Raw genomic sequence first — 20,610 nt, 5'->3', positions numbered from 1 at the left:
AAAATGTCGAGCGAAAAAACCAATAATTCGAGGCGTGATTTTTTAGTAAAATCAATGGCTTTGATACCAACGGTCGTGATCGGTAGCGGCAGCGTCGGCGCGGTTGCCGCCGCCGCTACCGCGCAGGCGGCGGAGAGTGCCCCTGCCGCCGGATCCGCTTCCGCGACCACCGGCGAGTGGAAACCGCAGTTTTTTAACGAGCGCGAGTGGGCATTTATCAACGCCGCGGTAGCGCGCCTCATTCCGGCCGATGAGCTGGGGCCGGGCGCACGCGAAGCCGGCGTACCGGAGTTTATCGACCGTCAGATGAATACTCCGTATGCCACCGGTTCCATCTGGTATATGCAGGGGCCGTTTAACCCCGATGTGCCAAAAGAGATGGGTTATCAGCTGCCGCTGGTCCCCAAACAGATTTACAACCTCGGGATTGCCGACGCCGATGAATGGTGCCAGGGCCAGTATCACCAGCCGTTCGCCGGGTTGACCCCGGAACAACAGGATGCCGCCTTAAGCCAGTTTGAAGCCGGTAGCGCCGCCTTTAAACAGCTGCCGTCTTCGCTGTTCTTCTCGTATCTGCTGCAAAACACCCGCGAAGGTTTCTTCAGCGATCCGATTCATGGCGGTAACAAAGGCATGGTTGGCTGGACGCTGATTAATTTTCCCGGCGCACGCGCCGACTTTATGGACTGGGTTGAACGGGGTGAACGCTATCCCCTCCCGCCGGTATCAATTAATGGGGAGAGGGCATAACGATGGCCACCGTACTGAAAAAAACCGACGTCGCGATTGTGGGCTTTGGCTGGGTTGGCGCCATTATGGCCAAAGAGCTGACCGAAGCCGGATTAAATGTTGTCGCGCTGGAGCGCGGCCCGATGCGCGATACCTGGCCTGACGGTGCTTATCCGCAGGTGGTTGACGAGCTGACTTACAATATTCGCCGTAAGTTGTTCCAGGATCTGTCGAAAAGCACCGTCACTATTCGTCACAACACCAGCCAGCAGGCGGTACCGTATCGTCAGCTGGCGGCCTTTTTGCCGGGGACCGGCGTCGGTGGCGCCGGTCTGCACTGGTCCGGGGTCCATTTCCGCGTGGATCCGATAGAACTGCGCATGCGCAGCCACTACGAAGAGCGCTACGGCAAAGGTTTTATCCCGCAGGATATGATTATTCAGGATTTCGGCGTCACCTACGACGAGCTGGAGCCCTTCTTCGATAAGGCCGAAAAGGTCTTTGGCACCTCCGGTACCGCCTGGTCGGTGAAGGGGCAGGTCGTCGGCAAAGGGCGCGGCGGCAACGCCTTTGCGCCGGATCGTTCGGACGACTTCCCGCTGCCGGCACAGAAAAACACCTGGTCGGCGCAGCTGTTTGAGAAAGCGGCGCGGGAAGTGGGTTATCACCCCTACAATCTGCCGTCGGCGAATACCTCGGACTCCTACACCAACCCTTACGGCGCGCAGATGGGACCGTGCAACTTCTGCGGCTACTGCAGCGGCTACGCCTGCTACATGTATTCCAAAGCCTCGCCGAACGTCAACATCCTGCCCGCGCTGCGCCAGGAAAAGCGCTTTGAGCTGCGCACCAACGCTAATGTTCTGAAGGTCAATCTGACCGCCGATAAGCAGCGCGCCACCGGCGTGACCTACGTCGACGGCCAGGGGCGCGAAATGGAGCAGCCGGCAGATTTGGTGATTGTCGGCGCCTTCCAGTTCCACAATGTTCACCTGATGCTGCTCTCCGGCATCGGTAAACCCTACGATCCGCAAACCGGTGAAGGGGTGGTGGGTCGCAACTTCGCCTACCAGAATATGACCACCATCAAGGCTATTTTTGATAAGGATACCTTTACCAACCCGTTTATCGGCGCCGGTGGTAACGGTGTCGGGGTGGATGACTTTAACGCCGATAACTTCGACCATGCCGAGGCCGGCTTTGTCGGCGGCTCGCCGTTCTGGGTCAACCAGGCCGGGACCAAGCCTGTCTCCGGGCTACCGGTTCCTCCGGGGACGCCGGCATGGGGCAGCAAGTGGAAATCGGCGGTTGCCGATACCTACACCCATCATCTGTCGATGGACGCCCACGGCGCGCACCAGTCCTATCGCCAGAACTATCTCGATCTCGACCCGAACTACAAAAACGTCTTCGGCCAGCCGCTGCTGCGCATGACCTTTGACTGGCAGGAAAACGACATCAAGATGGCGCAGTTCATGTTCGATAAGATGGCGCCGATCGCCAAAGCGATGAAGCCGAAATATCTGCTCGGCAGCCCGAAAAATGCCAACAGCCACTTTGACACCACCAGCTACCAGACCACCCATATGAACGGCGGCGCGGTGATGGGCGAAGACCCGAAAACCAGCGCGGTGAACCGCTATCTGCAAAGCTGGGACGTGCACAACGTCTTTGTTATCGGCGCCTCTGCCTTCCCGCAGGGTCTGGGCTATAACCCGACCGGGACGGTGGCCGCGCTGGCCTACTGGTCAGCAAAAGCGATCCGTGAACGGTACCTGAAAAACCCGGGTCCACTGGTGCAGGCATAAAGGAAGGCAAATGATGAAAATGCAATGGTTATCGGCACTGGTGCTCGGTGCGTTAAGCTGTGCGGCGTTTGCCGAAGAGGCTCCCGCGGACAGCAATTTGATTCAGCAGGGCGAGTATCTGGCGCGGGCCGGGGACTGCGTGGCCTGTCACACCAACGGTAAAGAGGGGAAACCTTTTGCCGGCGGCCTGGCGATGGAGACGCCAATTGGCACGATTTACTCCACTAACATTACCCCGGACAGCGTCCACGGCATCGGCGGCTATACCTTCGAGGAGTTCGACGATGCGGTACGTAAAGGGGTTCGCAAGGATGGCTCAACCCTCTATCCGGCGATGCCGTACCCGTCATTCGCTCGGGTGAGCGAGGCGGATATGCGCGCGATGTACGCCTACTTTATGCATGGGGTGGCGCCGGTGGCCGAGGCGAATCGCGATAGCGATATCCCGTGGCCGCTGTCAATGCGCTGGCCGCTGGCGTTCTGGCGCGGGATCTTCGCTCCGACGCCGGCTGATTTTGTCGCGAATCCGCAGGTCGACCCGGTGCTGGAACGCGGGCGCTATCTGGTCGAGGGGCTCGGTCACTGTGGGGCCTGCCACACGCCGCGCAGCCTGACGATGCAGGAAAAAGCGCTTAGCGAAAGCGAGGGTGACGACTATCTGGCGGGCAGCAATGCGCCGATTGACGGCTGGGTCGCTTCCAGCCTGCGCGGCGAAAATCGCGACGGCCTGGGCACATGGAGCGAAGCCGAACTGGCGGAGTTCCTGAAAACCGGGCGTAACGATAAGTCCGTGGTCTTCGGGGGAATGAGCGATGTTGTGGAACACAGCCTGCAGTATCTCTCTGATGACGATATCACCGCCATTGCCCGCTATCTGAAGTCGCTGCCGCCGCGTGGCGGAAAACAGACCCCCGCGCCGGTAGAAGACAGCGTGGCGAAGGATCTGTGGAAGGGCGATGACAGTAAGCCCGGCGCGGCGCTGTACGTCGATAACTGCGCGGCCTGCCACCGTACCGATGGCGTGGGTTACCAGCGCGCCTTCCCGTCGCTGAAGGGCAACCCGGTTGTGCAGACCGAAGATGCGACGTCGCTCATCCACATTATCCTCACCGGCAGCACCACGCCGGCGGTGAAAAATGCGGTCTCTAATCTGACCATGCCCTCGTTCGGCTGGCGTCTCGATGACCAGCAGGTGGCGGATGTGGTCAACTTTATCCGCACCAGCTGGGGGAACAACGCGCCGCCGGTAAGCGCCAGCGATGTGGCGAAAGTGCGGAAGGACAAGTCGATCGTGCGCGATGAGAAGGCGACAGGTAACGTCGACATCTCGAAACTGCCGGTTTCCGGCCAGTAACCGTCGTGGATGCGCCGCCCGGGTGGCGCATCCCGAACGGATTGTCGACGCTAACGGCGGTCTGAACCAAGGAGAGTACATTCATGCTGCATGCACAAGGACTGAGCGGCATCTTCGATGACCGGGTGCTGTTCCAGGCGCTGACCTTGACGGTCGGGCCAGGTGAACTCCTGCAGGTGGCCGGCGATAACGGCGCCGGGAAAACCTCACTGCTGCGGATGCTGTGCGGCCTGGCGCGTCCGGAAAGCGGTACGGTGAGCTGGCAGGGCGAACCGCTGGCGAGCGTGCGCGAAGCGTTTCATCGCCAGCTGCTGTGGCTCGGGCATAAGCCCGGCGTCAAAACGGCGCTGACCGCGGACGAAAATTTGCATTTCTTCTTCCCGCACTCCCGGCAGCAGACGCGAGAAGCGGCGCTGGCCGAAATGGGGCTGGCGGGTTATGAAGATGTCCCGCTGAGCCAGCTGTCGGCCGGACAGCAGCGGCGGGTGGCGTTGACCCGCCTGTGGTTGACGTCGGCGACGCTGTGGATCCTCGACGAGCCGTTTACCGCGCTCGACGCGTCGGCGATTGAGACCTTAAGTCGTCGACTGGAGCAGCATGTGTTGGCGGGCGGCAGCGCGATTCTCACCACCCATCAGCCCCTGCGTCCGCTGGCCTGCGCGCTGCGTACGTTAAGGCTCGGCGTCGGGAGGGAGGGAAACGCATGACAGGGACGCTGTTTGCCCGCGAAATGCGTCTGGCATGGCGCAACGGGGCAGAGATTCTCAATCCGCTGTGGTTTTTCCTGGTGGTGATCACCCTGTTTCCGTTTGGCGTCGGCGCCGACCCGCAGCTGCTGACGCAAATCGCGCCCGGCATCATCTGGGTAGCCGCGCTGCTGGCGGCGCTGCTGGTGATGGACCGCCTGTTTCACGACGACTGGCAGGACGGTTCGCTTGAGCAACTGCTGCTGCTGCCGACACCGCTGGTGGTGGTGGTACTGGTCAAGGTGCTCGCCCATTGGGTCATGACCGGCCTGCCGCTGCTGGTGGTATCCCCGCTGGCGGCGCTGCTGCTGGGGATGGCGCCCCACGATGCCGGCATACTGGCGCTGACCCTGCTGCTGGGGACGCCGACGCTGAGTTTTTTCGGTGCGGTGGGGGTTGGCCTGACGGTCGGGCTGCGGCGCGGCGGGGTTCTGCTGAGTTTGCTGGTGCTGCCGCTGTCGGTTCCGCTGCTTATTTTTGCCACCGGCGCCATTCAGGCTGGCGCCTCCGGGCTGCCGGTGGATGGTTATCTGGCGATTCTGGCGGCGTTTTTAGCCGCCAGCGCCACGTTGTGTCCGTTCGCCACCGCCGCCGCATTACGGCTGACGGTGCAATAATTCGCTGCGGCGAGGCTGCCGCAGCCATAAAAACAGTAGTGTGAGCAAACGTTATGTGGAAAACATTACATCAACTGGCGATACCCGAACGGCTGTACGGCCTGTGCGGCCGCTGTATTCCCTGGCTGACGGCCTTGAGCGCGCTGCTGCTGGCGGTGGGGCTGGTGTGGGGATTTGTCTACGCGCCGGCGGATTATCAGCAGGGGCAAAGCTACCGGATTATGTATCTGCATGTCCCGGCGGCCATGTGGTCGATGGGCGTCTATCTGGCAATGGCCGTCGCCGCCTTTGTGGGGCTGGTCTGGCAGATGAAAATGGCCGATCTGACGGTGGCGGCGCTGGCGCCGGTGGGCGCCGCCTGCACGGCCATCGCCCTGGTCAGCGGGGCGGCATGGGGGAAACCGATGTGGGGAACGTGGTGGATCTGGGATGCGCGCCTGACCTCGGAGCTGGTTTTGCTGTTTCTCTATGCCGGGATTATCGCTCTCTGGCACGCTTTCGACGATCGCCGTCTTGCGGGCAGGGCGGTCGGTATTCTGGTGCTGGTGGGGGTGGTCAATCTGCCTGTCATTCACTATTCGGTCATCTGGTGGAACACGCTGCATCAAGGGTCGACCAACATGCAACAGTCGATTGACCCCAGTATGCGTCTGCCATTGCGAATCTGCATTCTGGCCTTCCTTAGCCTGGTGGCCACCCTGACGCTGATGCGCCTGCGCAATTTGATTCTGTTACAGGAGCGGCGTCGACCCTGGGTCCAGGCGCTGGTTACTGCCCCAAAAGGAGCGGAGAAATGACCCCCGCCTTTTCATCTGCCGCCGCCTTTCTGGCTATGGGCGGCTACGCATTGTATGTCTGGCTGGCGGTGGCGGCGACGCTGCTGATTTTCGGTTTTCTGACGCTGCATACCTGCTGGCAGCGACGGGCGCTGTTCCGTGAGCTGAGCCGTCAGCAGGACCGGGAGCGGCGTATCGTCGCCGCTCGCCGCCGTACAGAAGCGGAGGGCAGCGATGCAAACGCGTCGTAAAACCCGGCTTGGGATCGCGCTGGCGGTGCTGGTCGGCCTCGGGCTGACCATTGGCCTGACGCTGTATGCCCTCAGCGCCAATATCGATCTTTTCTACACCCCGGGGGAGATCCTGTATGGCAAAACGGAAACTCATCAGCGGCCACATCACGGCCAGCGCCTGCGGATTGGCGGCTACGTTCAGCCCGGCAGCGTCAAGCGTGACCCGCAGAGCCTGGACGTCAGTTTCCGCCTGTACGACGCCCGCGGGGTGGTGGAGGTTAGCTATCGGGGCATTCTGCCGGATCTGTTCCGCGAGGGGCAGGGAGTGGTAGCCCAGGGGGTGCTCGATGGCGATCGGCACATTACCGCCCGCCAGGTGCTGGCGAAGCACGATGAGAACTATACGCCGCCGGAAGTGAAAGAGGCGCTGCAGCCGGAGAAGAAGGGAGAACAACCATGATGCCGGAACTGGGGCACTATCTATTGTGCCTGGCGACAGGCCTCGCGCTACTGCTGGGCATTTATCCGCAATGGGGCGCTGCGCGGCAGGACCCACGGCTAATGGCGCTGGCGCGGCCCCTGGCCTGCGCGCTGTTTTTCTGCGTCGCGGGCGCCTTTCTCGTGGTGGTCCATGCCTTCGTGGTCAATGATTTCACCGTACGCTATGTCGCGGATAACTCGAACAGCGCGCTGCCGGTGTGGTACCGGGTCGCGGCGACCTGGGGCGCCCATGAAGGCTCACTGCTGCTGTGGGTGCTGCTGCTGAGCGTCTGGACTTTCGCGGTGGCGCTGTTCAGTCGGCGGATGCCGCAGGACGCCGTAGCGCGGGTGCTGGCGGTGATGGGGACCATCGCCTTCGGCTTTCTGCTGTTTATTCTGTTCACCTCGAATCCTTTTGCCCGCACGCTGCCGCTCTATCCGGTCGATGGTCGCGACCTCAATCCGCTGCTGCAGGATATCGGCATGATTTTCCATCCGCCGATCCTTTATATGGGCTATGTGGGCTTCTCGGTGGCATTCGCCTTTGCGATTGCCTCGCTGCTCGCCGGACGGCTGGATACCGCCTGGGCGCGCTGGTCGCGCCCGTGGACCCAGGCAGCATGGGTGTTTCTGACTCTGGGTATCGTGCTGGGCTCTGCCTGGGCCTACTACGAGCTGGGCTGGGGCGGCTGGTGGTTCTGGGATCCGGTGGAGAACGCTTCGTTTATGCCATGGCTGGTGGGGACGGCGCTGCTGCACTCCCTGGCGGTCACCGAGAAACGCGGGAGCTTCCGGGCCTGGACCGTGCTGCTGGCGATTGCCGCCTTTTCACTGTGCCTGCTGGGAACCTTCCTGGTGCGCTCCGGGGTGCTGGTGTCGGTCCATTCGTTCGCCTCGGATCCGACGCGCGGGCTGTTTATTCTGGCGTTGCTGGTGGTGGCTATCGGCGGATCGCTGCTGCTGTATGCCCTGAAGGGGGGACAGGTGCGGGCGCGGGTCGAACATACGCTGTGGTCGCGAGAGTCGTTTCTGCTGGGGAACAATATTTTGCTGATCGCCGCCATGCTGGTGGTGCTGCTCGGCACGTTGCTGCCGCTGGTGCACAAAGAGCTGGGGCTTGGCAGTATCTCGATCGGCGAACCCTTCTTTAACCTGCTGTTCACCGCGCTGATGGCGCCGTTTGCGCTGCTGCTGGGAGTGGGACCGTTGATCCGCTGGCGGCGTGACCAGCCGGGCAAGCAGCTTAAGCGGCTGGCGATGGCACTATTGGTGACATTGTCACTTTCTCTGCTGCTGCCGTGGCTGCTGCAGGACCGGATTGTCGCCATGGCGGTTCTCGGTCTGATGATGGCGATTTGGGTACTGCTCTTTGCCCTGATTGAAATCCATGAGCGGGCGACCCACCGGCACGGTTTCTGGCGCGGCCTGCGGGTGATTTCGCGCAGCCAGTGGGGAATGGTGCTGGGCCACGTTGGCGTGGCGGTCACCGTCATCGGGATTACCTTCAGCCAGAACTACAGTATTGAGCGCGACGTGCGGATGAAAACCGGCGATAGCATCGATATTCATCGCTACCACTTTGTGTTCGACGGGGTGCGCAACATCGTCGGCCCGAACTGGACCGGCGGCGAAGGGGTGATTACGGTGACGCGCAACGGTCGCCCGGAAGCCACGCTGTACGCGGAAAAACGGTACTACAGCGCCAGCCGCATGATGATGACCGAAGCGGCGATCGGCGGCGGTTTGACGCGCGATCTGTATGCCGCGCTGGGGGAAGAGCTGGAGGATGGCAGCTGGGCGGTGCGTCTGTACTACAAACCGTTCGTGCGCTGGATTTGGTTCGGCGGCGGCCTGATGGCGCTTGGCGGCCTGTGCTGCATGCTCGACCCGCGCTACCGGATGCGTAAACAACGGCAGGAGGCGCCATGAACCGCAGGCTGCTTTTTATTCCGCTGGCGCTGTTTCTGCTGCTGGCGATGGCGCTGTTCTGGCAACTGTTGCGTAACGCCGACGGCGACGATCCGACGATGCTCGAATCCGCGCTGATCGGCAAACCGCTGCCTGAGTTTCGTCTTGAAGCGTTGACGACGGCGGGACAAACTTACAGCCGCGCGGCGCTGATCGACGGGAAACCGCTGCTGCTGAACGTCTGGGCCACCTGGTGCCCGACCTGTCGCGCCGAGCATCAGTTCCTTAATGAGCTGGCCAGGCAGGGGGTCCGCGTCGTCGGGCTGAACTACAAAGATGACCGGCAGAAGGCGGTGACCTGGCTCGACAGTCTGGGCAACCCCTATGCGCTGAGTCTGTTCGACGGCAGCGGTATGCTGGGCCTTGATCTGGGCGTATATGGCGCGCCGGAAACCTTTCTGATTGATGGCCAGGGCATTATTCGCTGGCGTCACGCCGGGGATCTGAACGCCAGGGTGTGGCGCGAACAGCTCCAGCCGCTGTGGCTGAAATATACGCAGGAGCCGGCAACATGAGGCGCTGGATACTGGCGCTGATGGCGCTGCTGCTCGCAGGCCAGGCGCTGGCCGCCATCGACACCTGGCAGTTCAAAAACGAAGCGCAGGAGCAGGCGTTTCGCGAGATCACCTCCCAGCTGCGCTGTCCGAAGTGCCAGAACAACAGCATCGCAGACTCGAATGCGATGATTGCCGCCGATATGCGGCTGAAGGTTTATGAGCTGATGCAGCAGGGGCAAAGCAAAGATCAAATCATCGCCTATATGGTGGCGCGCTACGGCCATTTCGTCAGCTATGAACCGCCGTTGACCGCCGGGACCTTACTGTTGTGGCTGGTTCCGGGGCTGTTTGTTATCGCCGGTGTCGCGCTGCTGGTGGCGCGAACCCGACGTCGCGGCGGAGCAAGCGCTGCGCTGAGTGAACAAGAGCGTCAGCGGCTGGCGGCGTTACTGAACAAAGGAGAGGATTGATGACCCTGTTTTTACTGCCGGCGCTACTGATGTTGGCCGGGGCGCTGGCGCTGCTGTATTTTCCGTGGCAGGGGGAGGCGGCGGCGGATCGCGATAGCCTGAACCGGACGCTGTACCAGACGCGGCTCGACGAGCTGGCGCAGGAGGACAACGTTGTCGACCGGGAAGCGATGGTGGTTGAACTGCAGCGTACGCTGCTGGCCGATATTCCCGATGCCACGCCGGCTAAAGTTCGCCCGCTCGGCCGTTGGGTGCTGCTGCCCGGCGCCGTGGCGCTGGTACTGTTGAGCTGCGGGATCTTCCTGAAAACCAGCGATATTGGTCAGGTGTTGCTCTGGCAACAGGCGGAACGTCAAACTCCCGCGCTGCTCCGCCAGCTGCAAGACCCAACGGCGCCGCCGCTGCGGATGGATCAACTGGCTCAGCTCAGGCTCGGGCTGCGCAGCCAGTTACAGGATCAACCTGACTATCTTGCCGGCTGGCAGCTGCTGGGGCGCATTGCCCTGCTGCTCAACGACGGCGAGACGGCGATCGGCGCCTTTGCCCGCGCCCATCAGCTGGCGGCGCACGATCCGGTGGCCACATTCGATTACGCCAGCGTGCTGGTGCGGGCCGGCGATAGCGGCCAGCTGCGGATGGCAGAACTTCTGCTGCGCGAACTGCATCAGCGGCAGCCGCAGAATCTGCCGGTGCTGGAACTGCTGGCGCTGAGCGCGCTGCGCAGCGAAAATTACCCGCAGGCGGTCGCGGCATTGCAACAGCTGCTGGAAATATTGCCGGCGAACGATGCGCGACGTCAGGCTATTGAACGCCAGCTGGCGCAGGCGCAGGCGCAGGCGCAGGCGAGCGCGCGCTAATCGGCCGGGATAACCCTTACCCGCCGGGCTGCGGGGCGCGCGTTTAGCGCCCGAGTGAGCGTGACCGGCAGATAAAAAAAAGCCCCGGCCTCGCGGCAGGGGCAAACCATGTCAGAGCATCATGGAATTAGTTAAAAACCATCCCGCCATCGATCAGTAACGACTGACCGGTCATATAGTCAGAGTCCGGGCTCGCCAGATACGACACGCAGGCCGCGACGTCTTCAGGTTCGGACAAACGTCCGAGGGTGATGCGTTTCGCGAACTCGGCGGTACCGTAGCCCAGCGGTTTGCCCGCGGCTTCCGAGACCTGACGATCGATCTCCGCCCACATCGGCGTTTTGACGATCCCCGGACAGTAGCCGTTAACGGTGATCCCCAGCGGCGCCAGGTCGCGGGCAGCGGTCTGGGTCAGGCCGCGTACGGCGAATTTACTCGAGCTGTAGACCGCCAGTTCCGGATTGCCGACGTGCCCGGCCTGGGAACAGGCGTTGATAATTTTCCCGCCGTGGCCCTCTTTTTTAAAGGCGTCGACCGCCGCCTGAATGCCCCAGATGACGCCTTTGACGTTGATGTTATAGACCTTATCGACGGTCTCCTCGACGATCGCTTCGATCGGCGTCGAAGGGGCGATGCCGGCATTGTTGACGATAACGTGGAAACCGCCCAACGTTTTACGCGCCTGTTCGACGGCGGCGAAAACCTGTTCACGGCGCGAGACGTCAACCTTAACCGCCAGCGCCCGGCCGCCGTGCTGGTTGATTTCGGCGGCCACGGCTTTCGCTGCGGTATCGTTGTAATCGGCAATGGCCACGGCAAATCCGTCTTTAACCAGGCGCAGCGCGATAGCTTTACCGATGCCCTGAGCGGCGCCGGTGACAAGTGCGACTTTTTGCATATTCCTTTCCTTTTTGTAGTGACTCAAAGTATTTGGCTGAGATGGAGTTGCCCCATCAGCAGAGGGTTATCGCGGTAGTCGACCGGAATGGCGACCACCGCCGGGCCATCGACGTCCATGGCGGCACGCAGCGTCGGCTCCAGCGCGTCGGCGCTCGCCACCGCAAAGCCTTTAGCCCCGAACGATTCGGCGTAGGCTTTGAAATCAACCGGGCCGAACTCCACGCCGGAGAGGCGCTGGTATTTTTTCTGTTCCTGAATCGCCACCATGTTGTAACCGTTGTCGACCCAGATGATATGCAGGATATTGGCCTGCAGTCGGACGGCGGTCTCCAGCTCCATGCTGGATTGCAGGAACCCGCCGTCGCCGGAGACCGAGACCACTTTGCGCTGCGGATTGACCAGCCACGCGCCGATTGCCCACGGCAGCGCGACGCCCATCGTCTGCTGACCATTGGAAATCATCACCTGGCGGGCGCGGAAGCTGTACAGATAGCGGGCGATCCAGATATGGAAGCTGCCCATGTCGACGGTGAGGGTGACATCGCTGTTGACGATATCCTGCATTGCCCGCACGATGCGCAGCGGATGAAGGGCAAATTGATTCAGCTGCGCGCCGCGGCGGTCGAGCAGCTCGCGCTGATGCTGGCGATCGGTGAGGATCTCCGCCGCCTGCGGAGTTAACACCAGCTTATGGCTGATGCGCCGGGTCAGTTTGTTCAGCGTCGCGGCGATATCACCCACCAGCTCGATATCGGGGGTGTAGTTACGCTCTTCATAAGCGGGCAGCACGTCGATATGGACCAGCGTCGCGTCGCCGCCGTTCCACATCGCCGGTTCATACTCGACCGGGCTGTAGCCGATGCAGATGATCAGGTCGGCGAGGTGGAGCAGGCGGTCGCCGGCCTGGTTGTTAAACAGTCCAACCCGGCCAGCGAAGCGCGCAAAGTGCTGCTGATTGACCGCCCCGGCGGCCTGGTAGGTACTGGTGACCGGAATATGACTCTGCTCGAGCAGCTGCTGCAGGGCATGGCTGTTTTCCGGCTGGCTGGCCATCAGCCCGAGCAGGAAAATCGGGTTTTTGGCGGCGGCGATCATCTGCGCGACCTTCTCGATAGCCTCGTCAGGGGCCGCGCCCATTTGCGGGGCGTTGCCGACCGGGAGAATCGCGCCGCGGGTAGGTTGATCGACAACATCCTGCGGCAGGCTGATAAAGGCGCTGCCCGGGCGCCCCTGCTCGGCGGCGCGGAAAGCGTTGGAGACAACTTCCGCCAGCGCGTCGGAGGCGGTCACTTCCACGGCATATTTGGTCACCGGGCTGAACATCGCCACGGTATCCATGCTTTGATGGACCAGTTTTGCCTTATCCGCCCGCTTAACCGCGCCACCCAGCGCGACCACCGGATCGCCCTCGCTGTTAGCGGTGGCCATGCCGGTAATCAGATTCGAACAGCCAGGGCCGGAGGTGACCAGCGCGACGCCCGCTTTACCGGTCAGTCGGCCGACTGCCGCGGCCATAAACGCGGCGTTAGCTTCGTGGCGCACGGGAATAATCCGGATGGTGGAGTCCAGTAGCGAATCGAAGACTTTATCTATTTTCGCGCCGGGGATGCCGAAGACCTGGCGTACCCCCTGGGCCTCAAGCTGACTGACTATCATATCCGCGCCGTGCGCCCACTGGCGTTCGTGACGTTGATTGTCCATATGAAGCTCCTTAATTTTCTACCGCGCGAATGGCGGCGTCGAGATTGTCAGGATGCAAATCGGCCTGCAGGAAAGCGCTGTCGGCCGGGAGGTCAATCAGCAGCTTGTGGATTTCGCCGAAAGTCAGCACGCCGCTATCGAGCTGGTAATCCAGCAGATGGCCGCCGCCCTGACGATCGTCGGTGATGAAATGTTCGTGATACCCGGCAACGTTAATTCCCTGCATATGCTGCGGGGTGCGAAAACCGACCAGTATCCCTTTACGCTGGTTGAAGCGGAACACCGGCTGGTCGTCCAGAACATCGGTCATCGCCCGGTAGGGGGGAGTCTGCCGGGGGACGGTCCGGGTATGGGCGTGACGAAAGTGGCCGTCGATATGCAGGGCGCAGAACAGATTGTCGGAGGGGATCTGCCGGTCGATGATCTCATGCAACTGCTGGCGGTTTACCGGATGGTCGAAGCTGACGCGGTGCTGCGGCCGAAACCAGGTCATCACCGCGAACGGCGTCTTTTGTTCCCCGCGGGCTTTGCGTGCGCTGCCGTCGGCGCGCAGCTGGTAGACCTCGCTGCTGAAGGCGATCAGCTCGCCGTCGAGTTCGTTAAAGGTTCCGAGACCGAAGTCGCCGTGGGTAAGCAGATCGGCGATGGTGGTATTGCCCTCATAGACGCCGCTCAGGAGCGCGCTCATCAAAGAGGTCTGATAGAGCACGTTATCAGGCTGCTGGGCGGAAAACCCGCGTACGGTTTCACACAGGCTTTGCTGGCAGGTACATGCAGAAGAATGGGTCATCAGAGACGTCCTCGCTCAACAAATATAAGAAAGATTAAATAATTGTTGACCCGATTCAGCTCTCAGTTCCAATATAGAAAGCATGCTGGTTTGAGACGTTTTTGATATGGAACTTCGTTATCTACGCTATTTTGTCGCCGTGGCTGAGGCGCGAAATTTCACCCGCGCCGCCAGGGATCTTGGTATTTCTCAGCCGCCATTAAGTCAGCAAATTCAGCGGCTTGAGAGAGAAATTGGCACGCCGCTGCTGCGCCGTCTGACGCGGGGAATTGAGCTGACGGAAGCGGGAGAATCGTTTTATGAAGATGCCTGCCAGATCCTCGCTCTTAGCGACGCGGCGCTGGAAAAGACCAAAGGTATCGCCCGCGGGATGAACGGTAGGCTGGCGTTAGGCATCACCAGTTCTAATGCTTTTCATCCGCAGATTTTCGCGCTGCTGCGCCAGTTTCAGCTCCGCTATCCGGCGGTCACCCTGCGTCAGGTCGAGGGCAACATGGCGGCGCTGATGAGCGCGCTGGGGGAAGGGGAGCTGGATATCGCCTTTGTGCGCCTGCCGTGCGAAAGCAGTAAAGCGTTTAATCTGCGCATTATCGATGTGGAGCCGATGGTTATCGCCCTGCACCGTGACCACCCGCTTGCCGGTGAGGCCATGCTGCCGCTGGTGCAACTGCAGGAGACCGCGCCGATTCTGTTTCCGCGCGAGGTGGCCCCGGGGCTGTATGAGCAGGTCTTTAATAGCTGTTTGCGCGCGGGCATCGATATGCGTCAGGCGAGACAATCTTCGCAACTCTCCTCCTCCTTAAGCATGGTGGCTGCCGGATTCGGTTTTGCGCTGGTGCCGCAGTCGATGACCTGTATCCACCATCCCGAGGTAATCTATCGCCCGCTGTCGGGGACGCCGGTGACGACCGATATTGCGATTGCGTGGCGACGATTCGAACGATCGCGAACGGTAAAACGTTTTCTGGAGATGTTTTAGCCGCCCCGGTCTGCTATCGGGGCCGTCATCAGTGGTCGGGCTGTGACTATGAAAGGTAGACGTTTGCCGCCGTCGGACCGCGCAGGCCGTTGACCCGGCGAAATTCAACGCGAATACCCGGGATTATGGTTGCTGATTCACCAGGGGATAATGCAGAAATATGGACCTGAACGTCTTTACGACCATCGGAGGGAATTATAAGGCCTTTGCCGGTTTTATTATCAAACGCTTTGACAATGCCTGTCATTTTTTGGAACAAATAAAATCCTTGGGAAAATAAGTACCGGCGCACTATACCTTAATCGAACAATAAAGCTATTGATTTAATTTCTTACCGGAGCAGGCTTCCGGACGGCTAAAATAAACCTTGCTAATAAATATCCCCTGTGCCTTAATAGCCTGGTCGGTTTGTAAGACAGAAAGCAGTTCACTAAAGCAGTCCTCATTTCCAGGCGTTATCGCTGATACCTCCTTCCTTGAGTCCCTCCATTAAGTGTTAAGTTGATTCTGTAGCGCAAACCAGTTTGCCGATTAAGGGCTCATAAAAAGGAATATCGAATGTCGAATAAAATGACTGGTTTAGTCAAATGGTTTAACGCAGATAAAGGCTTCGGCTTCATTACGCCGGCCGATGGCAGCAAGGACATCTTCGTCCACTTTTCTGCCATTCAAAGCGAAGACTTCCGCACCCTGTTTGAAGGGCAAAAGGTCGAGTTTGTGGTCGGCAGCGGCGCGAAAGGCCCGGCGGCGACAAACGTTTCGATCGTAGGATAAGTATGCTGAACGCTGGTGGGTCTGCGATAACGAAGACGGCGCAGCCTGAGTAGACAGATTTACCAGGGTAACAGACAGAATAGATTTATTTAAAACCCGCCATTGTGCGGGTTTTCTATTTGCCAAAAAAATAACAACCGATTGTGCCATTCATTCAAGATGATAAGAATAATCTAATCAGTGTTGGATTTCGTGGAACAATCAGCGTCTGGCATCTAGAGATTAAGCAGCATTTTTTGCTGTTGTCTGGAAGAGTTTGTGGCAGTAGGGGCAAATGAGCTGGGCGCCTTTTTGTACTCGGCTGAAGCTGTGTTCTGAATCCTGGGAGCAATTAGGGCAGGTGCATTTTACAAGATAATTACGGCGGCTTTTGGCATCTTTTCGATCTGACATATGATTTCCTTCCTGATTTAATGGCCTGAAACCATACATCATTATTAAATAAATAGCCCGAACTCATTGTCTTTTGCCGAAAATAAACCGACGGCAGGGAAATATTCCGCCGAAAAAAATGAGGCGCTGCTCAGAAGGAACGGGCGCCTCCTGAGCAGGTTGTCGGTTATTGCGCGACCCAGCCGCCGTCCATGTTCCATGCCGCGCCGCGCACCTGGGCTGCACCTTCACTACAGAGAAACAGCGCCAGTTCACCCAGCTGTTCCGGGGTGACAAACTCGCCGGAGGGCTGCTTTTCCGCCAGCAGCTGTTCGCGGGCCTGGTGCGGATCGCAACCTTCAGCGATGCGTTTATCGATCTGCTGCTGTACCAGCGGGGTTAACACCCAGCCAGGGCAAATCGCATTGCAGGTCACGCCGGTTCTGGCGGTCTCCAGCGCCAGCGTTTTACTCAGGCCGATCACGCCGTGTTTGGCTGCGACGTAGGCTGACTTATCCTTCGAGGCCACCAGACCGTGAACCGAGGCAATATTGATAATGCGCCCCCAGTTACGCGCCCGCATCCCGGGGAGCGCCAGACGACTGGTGTGAAAGACGCTGGAGAGATTGATGGCTATAATATCGTTCCACTTCTCTACGGCGAAATGCTCCACCGGGGCCACGTGCTGGATCCCGGCGTTATTAATCACAATATCTACGCCGCCAAATTCCGCTTCGGCGTAGGCCATCATCGCTTCAATCTGCTGCACATCGCGCAGGTCGGCATCGTGATAGCCCGGGGTTTTGCCGATCTGCGCCACTTCCGCGCGTGCGGATGCGCTGTCGCCAAAGCCGTTTAGGATCAGCTGCGCGCCGGATTTTGCCAGTACCTTCGCGATCCCTAAACCGATACCGCTTGTTGAGCCGGTGACCAGCGCCACCTTTCCGTTCAGATTCATGGTGTTTTCCTTCGTGAAGCCGGTTATATATTGTCGCATCAGACAATGCCGGTTAAATAGAAGACGGCAATGACAAACAGAACCGCCAGACTTTTAATCAGGGTAATGGCAAAAATGCCGCCGTAGGCCTGACGATGGCTGAGGCCAGTGATCGCCAGCAGGGTAATGACCGCGCCATTATGCGGCAACGTATCCATGCCGCCGCTGGCCATCGAGGCTACGCGATGCAATACCTCCAGCGGAATATCGGCGGCGTGGGCGGCAGCGATAAAGGTCTCCGACATCGCCGCCAGGGCGATACTCATCCCGCCCGATGCGGAGCCGGTAATGCCCGCCAGCACCGTCACGCTGATGGCTTCATTCAGCAGCGGGTTGGGAATGGCCGTCAGCGCCTTTGACAAAACCAGAAAACCGGGCAGCGCGGCAATGACGGCGCCAAAACCATATTCCGATGCCGTATTCATCGCCGCGAGAATGGCGCCGCTAACGGCGGTGCGACTGCCTTCCGCCAGACGCCCGCGGATATTGTGAAAACCGAAGATTAGCACCACGACAATGCCAGCCAGCAGCGCTGCTTCAACGGCCCAGATCGCGGTGATTTTACCCACTTCGGTGACGATAGGCTTCGCCAGTCCCGGCAAAACCAGCTCGTGAGTGGTACCGTACCATCGCGGGATCCAGCGGGTAAACAGCAGGTTCAGGATCCCCACCAGCAGCAGCGGGGCAATGGCAATCAGCGGATGAGGAAGGTTGATGTTGTCCGGCGTGTCCGGTTCGTTTTGCAAATCCGTGCCGTAACCTTCTCCCGCGTGCTGGGCTTTACGGCGTTGACGTTCCAGCCATAGCAGACCAAAGGTGATGATAAACAGCGAACCGATCGTGCCAAGCCAGGGAGCCGCCCAGGCGTTGGTGCCAAAGAAACTGGTGGGAATAATGTTCTGGATCTGCGGCGTCCCGGGCAGGGCATCCATGGTGAAGGAAAACGCGCCCAGCGCAACGGTGGCCGGAATCAGCCGTTTGGGGATAGCGCTCTGGCGGAACAGTTCGGCGGCAAAAGGGTAGACCGCAAAGGCCACCACAAACAGCGAGACGCCGCCATAGGTTAACAGGGCGCAAACCAGCACGATAACCGGGATGGCGTGACGTCGGCCGAGGATCTGAATGGCGGCGGCGACGATGGCGCGCGAGAAGCCCGCCAGCTCGATCAGCTTGCCGAACACCGCGCCCAGCAGAAACACCGGGAAGTAGAGCTTTACAAACCCGACCATTTTTTCCATAAACAGACCGGTAAAGGTCGGTCCTACTGCGCCGGGGTCGGTGAGCAGCACTGCGCCGAGGGCGGCGATAGGGGCAAAGAGGATAACGCTATATCCTCGATAGGCCGCCAGCATCAGTAATGCCAGCGCGGCCAGGGCAATCAAAACACTCATCACGACACCTCACGCTCATTGTTATTGTTGGCTACAGTTCGAGAAGCTACGGTTTCAGGGCATAGCGCAGGAGGTGCTGCCGACGCGACTGGATACGGGCCATCCGCGCAGTATCCCAGCGATAAAATCCTTGCCCGCTGCGCGCGCCGGTCTCGCCCCTGGCGACTTTTTCCGCGACCAGTTCCATCATTTGCGCGTCGCCGGCCAGCTCTGGCAGCAGGTGCTGACAAATATCCAGCACCGTCGCCAGCCCGGTCATATCGGCCGCTTCCAGAGGACCGACCATCGCGTAGCGGCGGCCGAGGGAAGCGCGCATCACCCGATCGACCACTTCCGGCGAGGCGATACCGCTGTGTACGATATGCAGCGCCTCGCGCAGCAGAGCGAACTGCAGGCGGTTGCCAACAAACCCCGGCGCCGCACGCTGAAGCACCACCGCTTCCAGCGCCGCGCGGGTGAAAAAGTCGCTCACCAGGGCGGGGAGCTCCGGGCGCGTGACGCTGCCGGGCACCACCTCCACCAGCGGAATAAAGTGCGGCGGGTGCCAGAAGTGGGCGATTAATAGTCGCTGCGGATGGCGCATGCCCGCCGCAAGGCTATCCGGCGGCAGGCCGCTGGTGTTGCTGGCAATGATCGCATCGTCGGCAATCAGCGTTTCCAGCTGCGCGTACAGCGCATGTTTGAGCGGCAGACGTTCAGGAATCGCCTCTATCAGCAGCGTAGATTCCGCCAGATCGCTGAGGCTGGTGGTCCCGGCTAAGCGCGCCAGAACCGCCTGCTGGTGGGCGGCATCAAATTGTCCGCTCTCCTGCAGTTCATGCAAAATAGCGGCGGCAACGGCAGGGACTTCTGCCAGACGCGACGGGTCGGTATCGTACAGCCGTACCCGGTGGCCGTGGCGAGCAAAGTGGCAGGCGATACCGATACCCATCAGTCCGGCGCCGAGCACCGCCAGCGTTGGTTTATACATAGTGACTCCTGTTAACGTGCGATGGTCATGGCGATACCCTGTCCGCCGCCGACGCAGAGAGTGGCAAGCCCTTTACTGGCGCTCCGGCGCTGCATTTCATGCAGCAGGGTGACGAGGATCCGGCAGCCGGAGGCGCCGATAGGGTGGCCGAGGGCAATGGCGCCGCCGTTGACGTTGACTTTGCTGCTCTCCCAGCCCAGAGACTGGCCAACGGCCAGCGCCTGAACGGCAAAAGCCTCGTTAGCCTCAATTAAATCCACCTCGTCGAGCCGCCATCCGGCCCGTGCCAGCGCCATCTCGCAGGCGCTGACGGGGCCAATCCCCATGACCGCCGGATCGACGCCCGTCACGGCGCTGCTGACAATGCGTCCCAGTACCGGCAGCCCCAGCTCCCGGGCTTTGTCGGCGCTCATCAGGAGTACCGCCGCCGCGCCGTCGTTGAGCGCAGAGGCGTTGCCGGCGGTGACGGTGCCGTTTTCCACGCGGAACGCAGGGCGCAGCTGCGCCAGCTGCTCTGGCGTGGTGGCCGGACGGGGCTGCTCGTCGCGGGTAATGGTCTGCGGCGGTTGCTTTCCCTGTCTGACGACCACCGGCACGATCTCTTGCTCAAAACGGCCCGCTTCGATCGCTGCCGCCGCTTTCTGTTGTGAACCGGCGGCAAAGGCGTCCTGCCGTTGGCGATCGATGGCATAGCGGTCGGCGAGATTCTCTGCCGTCACCCCCATGTGATAGTCATTGAAGGCGTCCCACAGGCCGTCCTGAATCATACTGTCTTGCATGCTGCGATGGCCGACGCGCAGCCCGGCACGGGCGCCGTCAATCAGATAGGGGGCATTGCTCATGCTCTCCTGACCACCGGCGATGACCACCTGGGCGTCGCCGCTGCGGATCGCCTGCACCGCTTGCTGTACGGCTTTCAGCCCGGAACCGCACACCAGATTCACCGTCACTGCCGGACAGCTGACCGGCAGACCGGCGCGCAAGGCCGTCTGACGCGCCGGATTCTGCCCGCAGCTGGCGGTTAAAACCTGGCCGAAAATCAGCTCGTCGACTGCCGTTGCCGGCAGCGAGCAGCGGGCCAGCAGACTGCGCACGACTCCGGCGCCGAGGTCAACGGCGGAAAGCGTGGAAAATACGCCGCGAAAGCTGCCGATGGGCGTTCTGACCGCACCAACAATCACCACTTCTTGCATGTTGCCTC

23 protein-coding genes are annotated in these 20,610 nt (G+C 60.6%); 14 read left to right on the top strand and 9 right to left on the bottom strand.

The features are described 5' to 3' along the window. Positions 1-3: 3 nt before the first annotated feature. The 12 genes from MC50_RS23610 (at position 4) to ccmI (ending at position 10,535) form a co-directional block, all read left to right on the top strand. Positions 4-750 carry a gluconate 2-dehydrogenase subunit 3 family protein gene (locus MC50_RS23610; protein WP_032687216.1) on the top strand — a complete coding sequence of 249 codons (747 nt, stop codon included), beginning with the start codon at positions 4-6 and terminating at the stop codon, positions 748-750. Between the two features lie 2 nt (positions 751-752). Beyond that, a complete protein-coding gene (locus MC50_RS23605) occupies positions 753-2,537 on the top strand; it encodes a GMC family oxidoreductase (protein WP_032697326.1) in 1,785 nt (594 codons plus the stop codon). 10 nt (positions 2,538-2,547) lie between these two features. Next, the gene (locus MC50_RS23600; RefSeq protein WP_162180089.1) at positions 2,548-3,891 is read left to right on the top strand and encodes a cytochrome c; all 1,344 of its coding nucleotides are present in this window, start codon (positions 2,548-2,550) and stop codon (positions 3,889-3,891) included. 83 nt (positions 3,892-3,974) lie between these two features. After that, positions 3,975-4,598: a cytochrome c biogenesis heme-transporting ATPase CcmA gene (gene ccmA / locus MC50_RS23595; RefSeq protein WP_047665050.1), complete on the top strand. Its 624-nt coding sequence runs from the start codon at positions 3,975-3,977 to the stop codon at positions 4,596-4,598. Continuing rightward, complete coding sequence (gene ccmB / locus MC50_RS23590) at positions 4,595-5,254, top strand: heme exporter protein CcmB (protein ID WP_047665048.1); 660 nt, start codon at positions 4,595-4,597, stop codon at positions 5,252-5,254. The genes ccmA and ccmB overlap by 4 nt, the downstream gene beginning before the upstream one ends. A 53-nt stretch (positions 5,255-5,307) precedes the next feature. After that, on the top strand, positions 5,308-6,051 hold the full coding sequence (locus tag MC50_RS23585; protein ID WP_032687219.1) for a heme ABC transporter permease: 744 nt from the start codon (positions 5,308-5,310) through the stop codon (positions 6,049-6,051). Next, positions 6,048-6,281, top strand: a complete 234-nt coding sequence (gene ccmD / locus MC50_RS23580) for a heme exporter protein CcmD (RefSeq protein WP_047665047.1) — start codon at positions 6,048-6,050, stop codon at positions 6,279-6,281. Before MC50_RS23585 ends, ccmD begins: the two co-directional genes overlap by 4 nt. After that, positions 6,265-6,723: a cytochrome c maturation protein CcmE gene (ccmE, locus tag MC50_RS23575; protein ID WP_032697323.1), complete on the top strand. Its 459-nt coding sequence runs from the start codon at positions 6,265-6,267 to the stop codon at positions 6,721-6,723. Before ccmD ends, ccmE begins: the two co-directional genes overlap by 17 nt. Beyond that, the gene (locus MC50_RS23570) at positions 6,720-8,672 is read left to right on the top strand and encodes a heme lyase CcmF/NrfE family subunit (RefSeq protein ID WP_047665045.1); all 1,953 of its coding nucleotides are present in this window, start codon (positions 6,720-6,722) and stop codon (positions 8,670-8,672) included. Before ccmE ends, MC50_RS23570 begins: the two co-directional genes overlap by 4 nt. After that, complete coding sequence (locus MC50_RS23565) at positions 8,669-9,226, top strand: DsbE family thiol:disulfide interchange protein (protein ID WP_046852320.1); 558 nt, start codon at positions 8,669-8,671, stop codon at positions 9,224-9,226. The genes MC50_RS23570 and MC50_RS23565 overlap by 4 nt, the downstream gene beginning before the upstream one ends. A gap of 8 nt (positions 9,227-9,234) precedes the next feature. After that, positions 9,235-9,678, top strand: coding sequence for a cytochrome c-type biogenesis protein (locus MC50_RS23560; RefSeq protein WP_160873517.1), 444 nt, complete (start codon positions 9,235-9,237; stop codon positions 9,676-9,678). Continuing rightward, entirely contained in the window at positions 9,678-10,535 is an 858-nt protein-coding gene (gene ccmI / locus MC50_RS23555) for a c-type cytochrome biogenesis protein CcmI (protein ID WP_047665043.1), read from the top strand. The genes MC50_RS23560 and ccmI overlap by 1 nt, the downstream gene beginning before the upstream one ends. 127 nt (positions 10,536-10,662) lie before the next feature. Here the strand turns inward: ccmI and MC50_RS23550 are convergent, their stop codons facing one another. Genes MC50_RS23550 through budA form a run of 3 tightly spaced genes read right to left on the bottom strand, consistent with a single transcriptional unit; the run spans position 10,663 to position 13,926 of the window. Then, complete coding sequence (locus MC50_RS23550; RefSeq protein ID WP_032687228.1) at positions 10,663-11,433, bottom strand: (S)-acetoin forming diacetyl reductase; 771 nt, start codon at positions 11,431-11,433, stop codon at positions 10,663-10,665. Between the two features lie 23 nt (positions 11,434-11,456). Continuing rightward, entirely contained in the window at positions 11,457-13,136 is a 1,680-nt protein-coding gene (gene alsS / locus MC50_RS23545; protein WP_047665041.1) for an acetolactate synthase AlsS, read from the bottom strand. A 10-nt stretch (positions 13,137-13,146) separates the two neighbouring features. Next, entirely contained in the window at positions 13,147-13,926 is a 780-nt protein-coding gene (gene budA / locus MC50_RS23540) for an acetolactate decarboxylase (RefSeq protein WP_032697317.1), read from the bottom strand. Positions 13,927-14,032: 106 nt separating this feature from the next. Here budA and MC50_RS23535 point away from each other — a divergent pair, with 106 nt between their 5' ends. Beyond that, on the top strand, positions 14,033-14,905 hold the full coding sequence (locus MC50_RS23535) for a LysR family transcriptional regulator (RefSeq protein ID WP_032687232.1): 873 nt from the start codon (positions 14,033-14,035) through the stop codon (positions 14,903-14,905). Between the two features lie 46 nt (positions 14,906-14,951). Here the strand turns inward: MC50_RS23535 and cspF are convergent, their stop codons facing one another. Further along, positions 14,952-15,164, bottom strand: coding sequence for a cold shock-like protein CspF (gene cspF / locus MC50_RS23530; RefSeq protein WP_032687233.1), 213 nt, complete (start codon positions 15,162-15,164; stop codon positions 14,952-14,954). A gap of 299 nt (positions 15,165-15,463) precedes the next feature. On the opposite strand from cspF, the gene cspE reads away from it, so the two are divergent. Then, entirely contained in the window at positions 15,464-15,679 is a 216-nt protein-coding gene (gene cspE / locus MC50_RS23525; protein ID WP_004862963.1) for a transcription antiterminator/RNA stability regulator CspE, read from the top strand. Positions 15,680-15,901: 222 nt separating this feature from the next. Here the strand turns inward: cspE and MC50_RS28955 are convergent, their stop codons facing one another. From MC50_RS28955 to MC50_RS23505, 5 genes are all read right to left on the bottom strand, one after another. Further along, complete coding sequence (locus MC50_RS28955) at positions 15,902-16,072, bottom strand: YnfU family zinc-binding protein (protein ID WP_213084092.1); 171 nt, start codon at positions 16,070-16,072, stop codon at positions 15,902-15,904. A 166-nt stretch (positions 16,073-16,238) separates the two neighbouring features. Beyond that, positions 16,239-17,009, bottom strand: coding sequence for a 3-hydroxybutyrate dehydrogenase (locus tag MC50_RS23520; protein ID WP_046852324.1), 771 nt, complete (start codon positions 17,007-17,009; stop codon positions 16,239-16,241). 38 nt (positions 17,010-17,047) lie between these two features. After that, positions 17,048-18,442: a GntP family permease gene (locus MC50_RS23515; protein ID WP_206615442.1), complete on the bottom strand. Its 1,395-nt coding sequence runs from the start codon at positions 18,440-18,442 to the stop codon at positions 17,048-17,050. 43 nt (positions 18,443-18,485) lie between these two features. Beyond that, positions 18,486-19,409: a 3-hydroxyacyl-CoA dehydrogenase family protein gene (locus MC50_RS23510; protein WP_047665040.1), complete on the bottom strand. Its 924-nt coding sequence runs from the start codon at positions 19,407-19,409 to the stop codon at positions 18,486-18,488. Positions 19,410-19,420: 11 nt separating this feature from the next. Beyond that, positions 19,421-20,602, bottom strand: a complete 1,182-nt coding sequence (locus tag MC50_RS23505; protein ID WP_047665039.1) for an acetyl-CoA C-acetyltransferase — start codon at positions 20,600-20,602, stop codon at positions 19,421-19,423. Positions 20,603-20,610: the final 8 nt, after the last annotated feature.

Source organism: Klebsiella planticola, assembly GCF_000783935.2.
Taxonomy (GTDB): domain Bacteria; phylum Pseudomonadota; class Gammaproteobacteria; order Enterobacterales; family Enterobacteriaceae; genus Klebsiella; species Klebsiella planticola.
Note: the sequence above shows the minus strand (reverse complement) of the source record. Positions and strands in the feature narration are given on the sequence as shown.